The organism is Roseomonas sp. GC11, assembly GCF_024437745.1.
Classification (GTDB): domain Bacteria; phylum Pseudomonadota; class Alphaproteobacteria; order Acetobacterales; family Acetobacteraceae; genus Pseudoroseomonas.
Window position 1 is genome coordinate 1 of the sequence record NZ_JANFNY010000115.1, and the last position, 11,587, is coordinate 11,587.

Below are 11,587 nucleotides of genomic sequence, written 5' to 3' on the forward strand. Positions count from 1 at the left end.
CATAACCTGAAGGTCACAGGTTCAAATCCTGTCCCCGCATCCCATCAAAACCCCCTCTCCCTCAAAAGAGCAGGGGGTTTGCTTTTTGGGGTCAGCCTGTCGCCGTCAACTCTTCCGCCAAGAAGCGGCCCAGAATCTCCTCCATCCGCGCGGCGGCCATGCTGCTCCCCCGTGTACGGCACACAAGCCGCAGGGACTGCCCGCGCCCTGCCAGTTCCGCCAGGGGCACATAGACAAGTTCCCGCGTCCGCCGTTCCAACAGGATGTCGAAAGGCGTGAGGAAGGTCACACCCTGGTCCAGGGCCGCCGCCCGCCGCATCACCTCGATGGAATTGCTTTCCAGCACAGGATCGAGCGGCAGGCTGGCCCGCGCGAAGGCAGCTTCGAGATAGGGGCGGATCGCCATGGAGCGGTCAGCGATCACCAGCGGATAGCCCGCGCAATCCACCAGCCGCAGCGCGCTGCGCGAGGCCAGAGGGTGGTAGGGCTGCATCACCGCGCCCAGCGCCGCATCCGCCAGCACCGTGCTGCGCAGCCGTGGCTCGGCCGCCAGATCGAAGCCCAGGCCGAAATCGGCCGCCCCCTCCAGCACCGCGGCCATGATCTCGGGGCCGGAGAGCATGCTCACGCGCAGCACCACGCGCGGATGCTCCTGCCGGAAGCGGGGCAGGGCGAGAGCCACCAGTGTCGCCGCCAGCCCGCTCATCACCGCGATTGACACCTCGCCCCGGCGCAGGCCGCGCAACTCGGCCAGTTGGCCTTGCGCGCGCTCGAAGCCGCGCAGCGTCTGCCGCACATGGTCCAGCAACACCTCGCCGGCGGCGGTCAGCACAAGCTTGCGCGGCAGGCGCTGGAAGAGCGGGGTGCCCATCTCCTCCTCCAGCGCCAGGATCTGCCGGTTGATCGCGCTGGAGGCGACATTCAGCCGTGCCGCCGCCTTCCGGATTGAACCGGCCCGCGCCACCTCGTCGAGGTAGCGCAACATTCGCCCATGCAGCATGCTACTCTCCGCGCTGCCGGAAAGTGCGCAGTATGGTCTGTTTTTGCTGCTTCACAAGCAGCGCCATGCGGCGGCCTAATGGGGAAGCCCCGCCGGAGAAGCCGCACCCGTGACTGCCCTGCTGCCCGTCGCCGAGCCCCGCCGCCTGGACCAGACCTTGCCGGATGGCACGAGACTCGCCGCCGATCTGTGGCGCCCCGCGGTGCCGGGCCGCTTCCCCGTGCTGCTGATGCGCCAGCCCTATGGCCGCCGTATCGCCTCCACCCTGGTCTTCGCGCACCCCGCATGGTACGCGGCGCGCGGCTATCTCGTCGTGGTGCAGGATGTGCGCGGCACCGGCGACAGCGGCGGCCAGTTCCGCCTCTTCGCCACCGAGGAGGAGGACGGCGCCGCCGCCGTGGCCTGGGCCGCCGATCTGCCGGGCGCCGACGGGCAGGTGGCCATGTATGGCTTTTCCTATCAGGCGGTGACGCAGTTCCTCGCCCTGGCGGGGGGAGCCAAACTGGGCGCCCTGGCGCCGGTCATGGCCGGCTGGGACCTCCGCACCGACTGGGCCTGGGAGGGTGGGGCCTTCCCGCTGGCCGGCAACCTCTCCTGGGGCGCACAGATGGGGTGGCTTCGCGCCCGGCATGAGGGGGACCAGCCTGCGGCCGAAGCCTTTGAGGCCGCAGCCCGTGCCCTGCCGCTCACCACACCGGCCCGCGCCCTGCCCGAGGTGATGCGGCGCCACGGCGCCCACAGCCATTATCCGGACTGGCTGGCCCATCCCGGCCCCGATCCTTATTGGGAGGCCATCGCCCCTGCTTCGCGCCTCGCCGCGCATCCGCTGGACGTGCCCATGCTGCATGTCGGCGGCTGGTACGACACCATGCTGATGGGCACGCTCTCCGGCCATGCCGCCGCCACGGCGCGCGGCACGGCGGAACAGCGTCTGGTGGTCGGCCCCTGGACGCATCTGCCCTGGGGCCGCCGCGTTGGCGCGGTGGATTTCGGCCCTGAGGCGGTCTCGCCCATCGACCGCCTGCAACTCGCCTGGTTCGATCGCCACCTGAAGGGGCAGGGGGAGGCGCAACCCGCCCTCTCGCTCTTCGATCTCGGCGCGCATCGCTGGCACCATCTCCTGGCCTGGCCCGCGCGGCAGGACACGCCGCTCTGGCTGGAGAGCGACGGGCTGGCCGCCTCGGGCGGCGGGGGCAGGCTGGTGGCGGAACCCGGGCCGGCGGGCGTGCAGCACTGGGTGCACGACCCCTGGCGGCCCGTGCCCTCGCTGGGCGGCCATCATGGTGCCCCGGGTGGCATGCAGGACCGCAGCGCCGTGGATGACCGCGCCGATGTCGCCTGTTTCACCGGAGCCCCGCTCGCCGCGCCGCTCTTCCTCTGCGGCCCCGTCACGGCGGAACTCTGGGCGGAGGCGGACCAGCCGAGCTTCGATCTCTCCGTGGTGCTCAGCATGGTGGCGCCGGATGGGCGCGCCTGGAACCTGACCCAGGGCCATCTGCGCTGCGATGCGGCGAAGGGCGGCCCGCGCCGCGTGGCGATGCGCGCCCTCTGCGCCACCATCCCGGCCGGGCATGCGCTGCGCCTCTCCGTGGCCGGGGCGGCTTTCCCTGCCTTCGCGGTCAATCCCGGCACCGGCACGCCCCCCCTGGCCGCGACGGCCGGGGAGGAGCGCATCATCACCCTGGCGCTGCGCCAGGGCGGTGCCACGCCGTCATGCGTGATGCTCCCGGTGGTGCCGGCCGGCGCCGTCAGCCCATGAAGGAGACATGCGCGGCGACAACGCGCCAGCCCTCCGGCATCCGTGCCCAGGTCTGGCTCTGGCGCCCGGTGCGCGGATTGCCGGGGCGGTGGAACTCGGTATTCGCCGTGGCGAAATCCCGCCCATAGGTGGTGATGACGGTGCGCGCCAGCGTGCGCTCCAGCCCCTGCGCGGGCCGCGCGGCGCGGAAGGCCGCGATCTCGGCGAAGCCATGGAGGTTTTCCGTCGCGCCATAGCGCAGCGTGTGTGGACTGTCCCAGAAACTGCTGTCCAGCACGGCCACGTCATTGCCGACCAGCGCCGCCTCATAGCGCTGGAAGGCCTCTGTCACTTCGGCGACGATCTCGGGGATATTGATCTCCATGGCGGCGTTACTCCTGCGGCGGGGTGAGGGTTTCGGCGAAGGCGAGCAGGGCGCGGTCCGCCCCGCGCGGCCCGATCAGCGAGAGGCCGAGCGGGCAGCCCTCTGATTGGGCAAAGGGCAGCGTGATCTGCGGCAGGCCGCCCAGCCCGGCGATACAGGTGAGCGTCATGGTGCGGGTGCGGAAGCCATCCAGTTCAGCCGGTGGCGTGGCGAGGCGTGGGGCGATGCCGGGGGTGGTCGGCAGCACCAGGGCGGTGCCGGGCGCCAGCACCGCCTCCAGCCGCGCCAGCGCGCGGGCGCGGCCAGCCTCGGCTTCCGCGCCCTCCGCCGCCGTGATGCTGGCGGCCCAGGCGAAGCGCTCGGCGATGCCGGGGCCGAAATGCGGCCGCGTGGCCGCGATCCAGGCGCCATGCGTGCGCCAGATATCCTGCCCCTGCAGGATGCGGAAGGCTGTGAACCAGGCCCCCAGCCCTTCCGGCGCCAGGGTGAGGGGCGCCCTCTCCGGCAGGGCCACCAGGGCGGGCGCCAGGGCCTCCGTCACCGCCGCCCCGGCCAGGGCGAAGGCATCCTCCAGGGCCAGCAGGCGGGTGATGGGGGTGGGGTCCGCCGGCGGCAGCAGCACCCGGCCGACCCGCGCCAGGGTGGCGGCATCACGCGCGAACCAGCCCACCGTGTCGAAGCGCGGGGCCAGGGGAACCAGCCCTGCCACGGCGATGGCGCCATGGCTCGGCCGCATCCCATAGAGCCCGCAATAGGCGGCGGGCACCCGCACCGAGCCGCCGGTATCCGTCCCCAGCGCCGTCTCCACCACGCCGCCCGCCACGGCGGAGGCCGAGCCGGAGGAGGAGCCGCCTGGGATACGCCCCGGCGCGCGCGGGTTGCGCGGCGTGCCGTAATGGGCATTTTCGCCATTCAGCGAGAAGGCGAGCTCATCCGTCTGCGTCTTGCCCTTCAGATGGGCGCCCGCGGCCAGCATCGCGGCCACGGCGGTGGCATGGCGGCCGGGCAGGGGATGGGTGCGCAGCCAGTCCGGATTGCCGGCGCCGGTGGGGAAGCCCGCCACGTCGAACAGGTCCTTGGCGGCGAAGGTGAGCCCGGCCAGCGGCCCGCCGGGCTCACCCGGCAGATCCGGCTGTGGCCCCGGCACGAAGGCGTTCAGATCATCCATGACGGACAGAAATCCTCAGCGGCGCCAGGCGCGGTCGAGCGGCATGACGCGGTTGATCAGCAGCAGCAGCGCGACCGTGACCAGGATGATCAGCGTGCTGACGGCATTGACGGTATTCTGCAGGCTGAAGCTCGCCTCGGCATAGATGCGCACCGGCAGGGTCTGCATCCGGGCCGTGGTGAGGAAGGCCGTCACCGTCACCTCGCCGAAGGAGAGCAGGAAGCCCAGCAGCCCGGCCACCGCGATGGCGGGGGCAAGCTGTGGCAGGGTGATGCGCCACAGCACCCGCCAGGGCGCGGCGCCCAGGCCGCCCGCGGCTTCCTCCTGCGCCCGGTCCAGCCCGGCGACGGAGGCACGCAGCATGGCCAGCATGAAGGGCGCGATCAGCACCACATGCACGGCGAGGATGCCGAGGAAGGGTGGCAGGGCGTTGAACCATTGCAGCAGCCGCAGCATGCCGAGGCCAATGGCGATGCCGGGCAGGGCGAGGGGCAGCAGCATCAGCGCCCCCAGCTGCTCCTGCCCGCGCCAGCGCCCGCGCGCCAGGGCGAAGGAGGCGGGCAGCGCCAGGGCCAGGGCGATCAGCGCCGCCGCCAGGGCGAGTTGCAGGCTCGTCCAGGCATCGGCGAGGTAGCGCGTATCCTCGAAGATCATCGCATACCAGCGCCAGGTGAAGCCCTGGAAGCCGGCGACCGTGGCCTGCGGCGTGTCGTTCACCGAGGCGACCACCACCAGCAGCAGCGGAAACAGCAGCAGCGCCAGGGCGAGGCCCAGCAGCAGCCGGCCCAGCCAGGGGCCGGCGGCTTCCGCCAGCGCCACCAGCGGCGCGCGCAGGTGTGGCGGCAGAGGGGGCGGCAGGCGCCGGGGGGCGCGCGGAGGACGCTGCGCCAGCCAGGGGGTGAAGAACCCCACCGCCTTGCCGATGGCCAGCGTGGCCAGCACCGAGGCCGCCAGCATCAGCACCGCCATGGCGGCGGCCAGCGGGTGGTTGAGCAGTTCCAGCCCTTCCTTCAGCACCACCATGCCGCTGACCTGCACCTTCTTGCCGCCGACCAGCGTGGCCGAGACATAGGCGGTGGAAGCCATCAGGAAGGTGACCACCAGCCCCGCCCGCAGCCCGCCGAGCGACAGTGGCAGGGTGACGCGCAGGAATTGCAGCGCCGGCCCCGCGCCCAGCCCGGCGGCGGCCTCGGCCAGGCGGCGGTCGCGCCCCTCCAGCACATCGTAGAGCGCCAGCACCATGTAGGGCAGGAAGACCTGGAGCAGCGACAGCCCGACGGCGAACCAGCCGAACAGCAGGTTCACCCGCCCGAAGCCCAGCGCCTGCGCCACGCCGGAGACGATGCCGCCCGGCGCCAGCAGCAGGATGATGCCGAGCGAGCGCACCACCACATTGGTCAGCAGCGGCACCAGGATGCAGGCGAAGCCGAGCGGCCGCCAGCGCGGCGGCAGGCGGACCAGCCACAGCGCCAGCGGATAGCCGAGCAGCGCCGCCGCCAGTGTCACGCCCGCCGCCATCAGCAGCGTGTCGGCCATGACGCGGCGGTAATAGCCATCGCCCAGGATCTCGGTGAACTGCGCCGCCGAGGGGGAGAGGGAGAGCGGCGTGAAGACATCGCCCCCTTCCTGCAAGGCGAGCAGCAAGACCGTGGCCAGCGGCGCGGCGAAGGCCGCGGCCAGCCAGAGCAGATAGGGGATGGCCGGCGCCGCCGGAGCCATGGCGGGGAAGCTCGCGGCCATGCCGCCGCGCGACGCCGCTGCCATGATCAGCCCGCGATCTCGCGCGCGAAGCGGCTGGACCAGCGCGACTGATTGGCGATCACCGTATCCCAGTCGAAATCCACCAGCTTGTGCACGGCCTCGTCGCCCAGGATCAGCTTGGCCGAAAGCTCTGGCGGCAGTTCCACGTTGCGCACGGTGGGGCTGTAGTAGATTTCCTCCGCATAGCGCTGCTGGCAGGCGGGGGAGAGGTGCAGGTTCACCCATTCCTCGGCCAGCTTCTGGTTCTTCGTGCCGACGGTGATGCAGGCGGCGTTCAGCGCGATCACCTGCCCCTCGGCCGGGTCGGCGATGACGATGTTGGGGTTGCGGCGCTCGGCATAGGAGCGGGTGAAGCTGCCGAACTCGATGCTGGCCGCGCCCACTTCCTGGTCGAACATGGTGAAGAGCTGGTCCTGGCTGGACTGGAAGGCGGCGAAGGGCTTCAGCTCCGCGAGCTTCCTGAAGGCGGGCTCGATATCCTTCTCCGAGCCGCCCCAGATCTTTGCCGCCATCAGCAGCGCGGCCGTGCCCTCGGCGCCGGGATAGCTCGGCCAGATCAGCTTGCCGCGCAGCTCGTCGCGCCAGAGATCCTTCCAGCTGGTGATGGGCGAGGAGACCTTGCGCCTGTCATAGACGATGGTGACGGGGTTATAGGCCACGCCATAGCCGCCGAGCCGCGCGGAAGGGTAGAGATTGGCGTAGTTCGGCACCGCATCGGTCGGCGCCTGGGTCACGCCATCCTTCACCGCCTGGCGGCTCTCGAAGATGTTGAGGTAGAGCACATCAAAGGAGGGGCGGCCCCGCTCGGCATAGGCGCGGGCGCGCCGCTCCACCGTGCCGCCGAGGACGAAATTGATCTTGACCCCGTATTTCTCTTCCAGCGGCCTGGCGCAGAATTCGCGCGTGATGCGCTCCTGGGCGCCGCCCCAGATGCCGACGGTCAGTTCATCGCCTTTCTTGATCTGCGCCTGGGCGCTGCGGCTGAAGCCATAGGGCGCCAGCACGCCGGCACCGAGCGCAAGCCGGCCGAAGGCGCGGCGGTTCAACGACAGGCTCATCGATGCTCTCCCGCAGCCACGAGGGGCTGCCCGGTTTCAGGTTGCGCGATCCAGGTGATCGCCTCCGGCCCCGCCAGCAGGCGGACGGGCGTGCCAGGGGCGAAGGCGGCTTCGGTGGTCGGGCGCAGCACGCGGATGCGCGTGCCGGCCGCCTCCACCTCATAGGCGATGTGGTCGCCGAGCCAGGCGGCCTCGGCGATGCGGGCGGGGGCCTCCAGCGGCAGGCCGCAGCCGCCCGCCTCGAAGGGGTTGAGGCGGAGCCGCGCGGCGCGCAGCACCACATGGCTCGGTGTTTCCGGCACCTCGCCACAGAGCGTGACGGTGAGGCCGGCCTCCGTGCGGAACACCGCACCGTCGCGCCGCCCCGGCAGCACGCTGCGCGCGCCGAGGAAGCCGGCGGTGAACAGCGCCATGGGGGCCTCGCTCAGCCGGCGCGGCGGCGCGGCCTCGACGATGCGGCCCTTCGCCATCACCACGATGCGGTCGGCCAGGGCGAAGGCTTCCTCCTGGTCATGCGTGACGAAGAGGGTGGTGATGCCGAGCCGCTTCTGCAGCCGCGCGATCTCGGCCCGCATCTCGCCGCGCAGCGTGGCGTCGAGGTTGGACAGGGGCTCATCCAGCAGAAGCAGATCCGGCTCGATCACCAGGGCGCGGGCGAGGGCCACGCGCTGCTGCTGCCCGCCGGAAAGCTGCGCCGGATAGCGCGCGGCGAAATCGGCCAGCCCCACCAGGGCCAGCGCGGCCTCGACGCGCTGCGCCTGCTCCGCTGCCGCCACGCCGCGCATCTCCAGACCAAAGCCGACATTGCCGGCCACGGTCATGTGCGGGAACAGGGCATAGGACTGGAACACCATGCCGATGCGCCGCCGGTGCGGCGGGTCGCGCTCGATGGCGCGGCCATCGAGGCGGATATGCCCGGCATCGGGGCGGATGAAGCCCGCCACCATGCGCAGTGTCGTCGTCTTGCCGCAGCCGGACGGGCCGAGCAGGGCGATGCACTCGCCCTTTTCGACACGGAGAGACACATCCTCCACCGCCGGTGCGGCGCCGCCATAGCTCTTGGTCAGCCGGTCGAGTTCGAGATGCGCCATGCCCTCACGGCCCCGCGCGCAGCCAGGTGTCGAGGTCGAAGCGGTGCACCTCGGCGATCAGCGTGGCGAGGCGCTGCGCGGCGTGCTCCAGCACGGCGGCGCCGGTCTCGGCGGTCGCGGCCGAGGCATCGCCCAGCGCGCCGGAGGGGTGGAGGTCCTGCGTCTCCCAGCCAAAGCCCACGGCGCCCTCGGGCACCAGCGTCGTGAAGCTGTTTTCCTGCTCCACCCAGGCGGAGCGGAAATTCTCCGCCCGCGCCATCTCCACGCGGGCGGGGGCGAGGTGGCGCATCAGCGCTGTCTCCACCAGCCCGCCATGAATGCCGTGCTTCGCTTCCTCCTCGCTCAGCACGAGGCCCGGTGCGCGGCCGAGGCGTGACCACTGGCAGGCCACGGCGAAAAGCCTCGCCTTGCCGCGCAGGCGGCGGCAGACGATGTCCACGATCTGCGGCTGGCCGCCATGGCTGTTGAGCAGGATCAGCTTGCGCACGCCGGCGCGCGCCACGCTCTCGCCGATCTCCGTCCACAGCGCGATCAGCGTTTCCGGCGTCGAGGTCAGCGTGCCGGGGTAGCGGATATGCTCGACCGAGCAGCCCACCGCCTGCATCGGCAGGGCGAGGGCGGGCAGTTCGGCGGGCAGGATTTCCAGCGTGCGCGCCAGGATTCCGGCATTGATGGTGGCATCGACCGAGACCGGCAGATGCGGCCCGTGCTGCTCGATGGCGGCAACGGGCAGGATGGCCACGGTGTCCTTCGGCAGGTCGCGGAAGGCGGTCCAGGGCAGGTCCTGCCAGTAGCGGGAAGGAAGCGCCATCTCAGCGTGCCCCGGTGAGGACGGCGATGTCCTCCGCATCGAGCCGCACGGGAATGCCGCCGCGGATCAGCTCGGCGAAACCCTCATTCGGCGTCATGAAGGTCAGGCAGTAGAGCTTTTCCGTGCCGGTGTTGTGCACGATATGCTCAGTGCCCGGGCGCAGGGTGAAGCAGTCGCCGGGGCCGATCGGCATGGCGACGCCATCGGCGCTGGCGGTGCCGGTGCCCTTCAGCACGAAGAAGCATTCCTCGGCTTCCGCATGGGTGTTGGGCGGGGTGGCGCCGCCCGGCTCGAAGATCTCCACCACCAGGGTGAAGGTGACGCCATCGGCCAGCGGGTCGAACAGGCAGGCGAAGTAATTGGTGGAGTCGGGCGCGATGCGGAAGGCCTGAAGCCGGTCGGCATGGCGGGCGAGGACGGGGGCGGCCATCATGCGCGGAGCGCTCCGAGCAGGTCGGTGGAGAGGAGGGTGAAGCCGAAGATCTGGCGGATATTCAGCAGCGTCGCCTGCCGGCAGTAATCCGGGTTGGTGGTGGCGGCGCAGTCCTCGGCGAGGATCGTGTCGTAGCCAGCGAAATTCGCGTCAGCCATGCTGTGCAGCACACACTGGTCGAGGTTGACGCCGGAAAAGATCAGCGTGGTGACGCCGAGGTTGCGCAGGATAGAATCCAGCGGGGTGTCCCACAGGCCGCTCATGCGGTGCTTGTCGACGCGGATATCGCCGGGCTCGGGGGCCAGTTCGTCCACCACCTGGGCCGACCAGCTGCCGGCCTGCAGCACGGGGGCACCGGTGCCGGGCAGCGGGTCGCCCAGGCCGGCGGCCTCGCCGCTGCCGTTATAGACATGCATCAGGGCTGGTGAGAGGTTCAGCCGGTCCGGCCGCGTGCCCCAGTTCAGCCAGACCACCGGCACGCCGGCGACGCGCAGGGCCGGCAGCAGGGCGGCGAGCGGCGCGATGGGCGCGCGGGCCGGGGCGATGTCCACGCCCAGCGAGGCCAGCCAGCCCTGCGGGTGGCAGAAATCATTCTGCATATCCACCACCACGAAGGCGGTGCGGGCCAGGTCCAGGGTGATGGGCTTCGGCAGGGCGGGCAGGGAGACAGGGCACGGCGGCGGGGCCTGCCGCACCAGATCAGCCTGCCCGGCGGAGACGCCCCAGTCATTGGCGGCCGAGGGACCGAGGCGGCGCAGCACGCTCATGCCGGAGCGTGGTGGCGGCGGGGAAACCGGATGGCGAGACACATGCGAGGCTCCGGCGCGAGAAGGCGGAGCCGTGTGGACCATGGCGGCCAATCAGGGCAGGCGCTGTATCCGCGCCTTTTCACCCTGCCGGCCTGCCAAAGGTAGCAAGCTGCAGTTGCCACGGAAAAGCATCAAATCCATCGCATTGCGCTGCCTGAAAGGCAGCGCTGGTGTGGTGCCGGATTCCTGCCCATACCCCTGGGGATGGGGCCAATCCCGAACCAGGGTTTTCGCGCAAGCTAAAATGCTGTAAGGTTACACGCAGCCTGGATGAGTGGCCGAGCGGTTTAAGGCAGCGGTCTTGAAAACCGCCATACGCGGAAGCGTATCGTGGGTTCGAATCCCACCTCATCCGATCCCGCTCTCATCCCGCCCTCCGCATCAGCCAGAGCACCACCGGCCCGCCCAGCAGGCTGGCCACCAGCCCTGCCGGCACCTGCCAGGGATAGGCAAGGCCGCGCCCCAGCCAGTCCGCCAGCACCATCAGCAGCGCCCCGGCCAGAACCGTGCCGAGCAGAAGCGGCACCGTCCTGGCCAGCCCCATCAGCCGTGCCAGATGCGGCGCCAGCAGCCCGGCGAAGCTGAGCGGCCCCACCAGCAGAGTGGCCGGAGCGGTCAGCCCGGCGATCAGCAGCACCAGCACGAGCCGCGCCCGCGCCGGAGGCACGCCCAGGGCGCGCGCCACCTCCGCCCCCAGCGGCAGCAGCGCCAGCCAGCGCGCGCAGAGCAGCGTCAGCCCCAGCAGCACCGCGCCCAGGGCCAGCGCCAACCCGGCTTCCCCCAGGCTGACGGCATAGGTAGATCCTGCCATCCAGGCGGCGAGGGGCAGGGCGCGTGGATCGCCCACCGCCAGCAGCACCGAGACGAGCCCGCCCATGAACAGCGTCAGCGCCAGCCCGCCGAGCAGGATCTGCGCCGGGGCGAAGCCGCTGCGCCGGCCGAGCAGCAGCACCAGCCCCAGCACCAGCGCCACCCCGGGCAGGGCCAGGGCCAGCAGCGCCGCGCGCTCCTGCAGGCCCAGGCCAAGGCCCAGCAGCATGGCCAGCCCCGCACCCGCCGGCAGGCCGAGCAGCTCCGGGCTGGCCATGGGGTTGCGGGTGAGGCGCTGGGCCAGCAGCCCGGCCAGCCCCAGCATGCCCCCTGCCGCCAGCGCCGCCAGCACACGCGGCAGGCGCCAGGGCAGGAGAGGGGCCAGCGCCTCGCCCAGGCTGAGGCGCCAGGCGCCGTCGGGAGCGGGGCCGAGCATCAGGGCCAGGGCGGTGGCCACCCCCAGCAGGGCGGCCAGCAGCATCAGCCGCGCCCAGGGCCGCGCCGCGCGCGCCTCGGCGGGGGC

At 71.5% G+C, this 11,587-nt stretch carries 11 protein-coding genes and 1 tRNA gene; 2 read left to right on the plus strand and 10 right to left on the minus strand.

Annotated features, from left to right (window positions below; genetic code table 11):
* Positions 1-91 precede the first annotated feature (91 nt).
* Positions 92-1,000 carry a LysR family transcriptional regulator gene (locus NON00_RS22460; RefSeq protein ID WP_256025007.1) on the minus strand — a complete coding sequence of 303 codons (909 nt, stop codon included), beginning with the start codon at positions 998-1,000 and terminating at the stop codon, positions 92-94.
* 109 nt (positions 1,001-1,109) lie between these two features.
* Here NON00_RS22460 and NON00_RS22465 point away from each other — a divergent pair, with 109 nt between their 5' ends.
* Positions 1,110-2,759, plus strand: a complete 1,650-nt coding sequence (locus tag NON00_RS22465; protein ID WP_256025008.1) for a CocE/NonD family hydrolase — start codon at positions 1,110-1,112, stop codon at positions 2,757-2,759.
* Here the strand turns inward: NON00_RS22465 and hpxZ are convergent.
* Genes hpxZ through NON00_RS22505 form a run of 8 tightly spaced genes read right to left on the minus strand, consistent with a single transcriptional unit; the run spans position 2,749 to position 10,254 of the window.
* A complete protein-coding gene (hpxZ, locus tag NON00_RS22470) occupies positions 2,749-3,123 on the minus strand; it encodes an oxalurate catabolism protein HpxZ (RefSeq protein ID WP_256025009.1) in 375 nt (124 codons plus the stop codon). The two genes, NON00_RS22465 and hpxZ, sit on opposite strands and share 11 nt — an antisense overlap.
* Positions 3,124-3,130: 7 nt before the next feature.
* Positions 3,131-4,291, minus strand: a complete 1,161-nt coding sequence (locus tag NON00_RS22475; RefSeq protein WP_256025010.1) for an amidase — start codon at positions 4,289-4,291, stop codon at positions 3,131-3,133.
* A 15-nt stretch (positions 4,292-4,306) separates the two neighbouring features.
* Positions 4,307-6,055 (minus strand): ABC transporter permease subunit, encoded by a 1,749-nt coding sequence (locus tag NON00_RS22480; protein ID WP_256025011.1) that lies wholly within the window; start codon positions 6,053-6,055, stop codon positions 4,307-4,309.
* A 2-nt stretch (positions 6,056-6,057) separates the two neighbouring features.
* On the minus strand, positions 6,058-7,110 hold the full coding sequence (locus NON00_RS22485) for a PotD/PotF family extracellular solute-binding protein (RefSeq protein ID WP_256025012.1): 1,053 nt from the start codon (positions 7,108-7,110) through the stop codon (positions 6,058-6,060).
* A complete protein-coding gene (locus tag NON00_RS22490; RefSeq protein ID WP_256025013.1) occupies positions 7,107-8,201 on the minus strand; it encodes an ABC transporter ATP-binding protein in 1,095 nt (364 codons plus the stop codon). Before NON00_RS22490 ends, NON00_RS22485 begins: the two co-directional genes overlap by 4 nt.
* Positions 8,202-8,205: 4 nt before the next feature.
* Entirely contained in the window at positions 8,206-9,012 is an 807-nt protein-coding gene (locus NON00_RS22495; RefSeq protein ID WP_256025014.1) for a creatininase family protein, read from the minus strand.
* A 1-nt stretch (position 9,013) separates the two neighbouring features.
* Positions 9,014-9,445, minus strand: coding sequence for a cupin domain-containing protein (locus tag NON00_RS22500; protein ID WP_256025015.1), 432 nt, complete (start codon positions 9,443-9,445; stop codon positions 9,014-9,016).
* Positions 9,442-10,254 carry an isochorismatase family cysteine hydrolase gene (locus NON00_RS22505; protein WP_256025016.1) on the minus strand — a complete coding sequence of 271 codons (813 nt, stop codon included), beginning with the start codon at positions 10,252-10,254 and terminating at the stop codon, positions 9,442-9,444. Before NON00_RS22505 ends, NON00_RS22500 begins: the two co-directional genes overlap by 4 nt.
* Positions 10,255-10,522: 268 nt before the next feature.
* Here NON00_RS22505 and NON00_RS22510 point away from each other — a divergent pair.
* Positions 10,523-10,609, plus strand: a tRNA-Ser gene (locus tag NON00_RS22510).
* Positions 10,610-10,618: 9 nt separating this feature from the next.
* On the opposite strand, the gene NON00_RS22515 is transcribed toward NON00_RS22510, so the two are convergent.
* On the minus strand, positions 10,619-11,587 hold a 969-nt coding region (locus tag NON00_RS22515), incomplete at its 5' end, for an iron chelate uptake ABC transporter family permease subunit (protein WP_256025017.1).

Coding starts and splice junctions, on each gene's coding strand:
- NON00_RS22460 (WP_256025007.1), bottom strand. CDS start 1,000: ATGCTGCATGGGCGAATGTTGCGCTACCTCGACGAGGTGGCGCGGGCC.
- hpxZ (WP_256025009.1), bottom strand. CDS start 3,123: ATGGAGATCAATATCCCCGAGATCGTCGCCGAAGTGACAGAGGCCTTC.
- NON00_RS22475 (WP_256025010.1), bottom strand. CDS start 4,291: ATGGATGATCTGAACGCCTTCGTGCCGGGGCCACAGCCGGATCTGCCG.
- NON00_RS22480 (WP_256025011.1), bottom strand. CDS start 6,055: ATGGCAGCGGCGTCGCGCGGCGGCATGGCCGCGAGCTTCCCCGCCATG.
- NON00_RS22485 (WP_256025012.1), bottom strand. CDS start 7,110: ATGAGCCTGTCGTTGAACCGCCGCGCCTTCGGCCGGCTTGCGCTCGGT.
- NON00_RS22490 (WP_256025013.1), bottom strand. CDS start 8,201: ATGGCGCATCTCGAACTCGACCGGCTGACCAAGAGCTATGGCGGCGCC.
- NON00_RS22495 (WP_256025014.1), bottom strand. CDS start 9,012: ATGGCGCTTCCTTCCCGCTACTGGCAGGACCTGCCCTGGACCGCCTTC.
- NON00_RS22500 (WP_256025015.1), bottom strand. CDS start 9,445: ATGATGGCCGCCCCCGTCCTCGCCCGCCATGCCGACCGGCTTCAGGCC.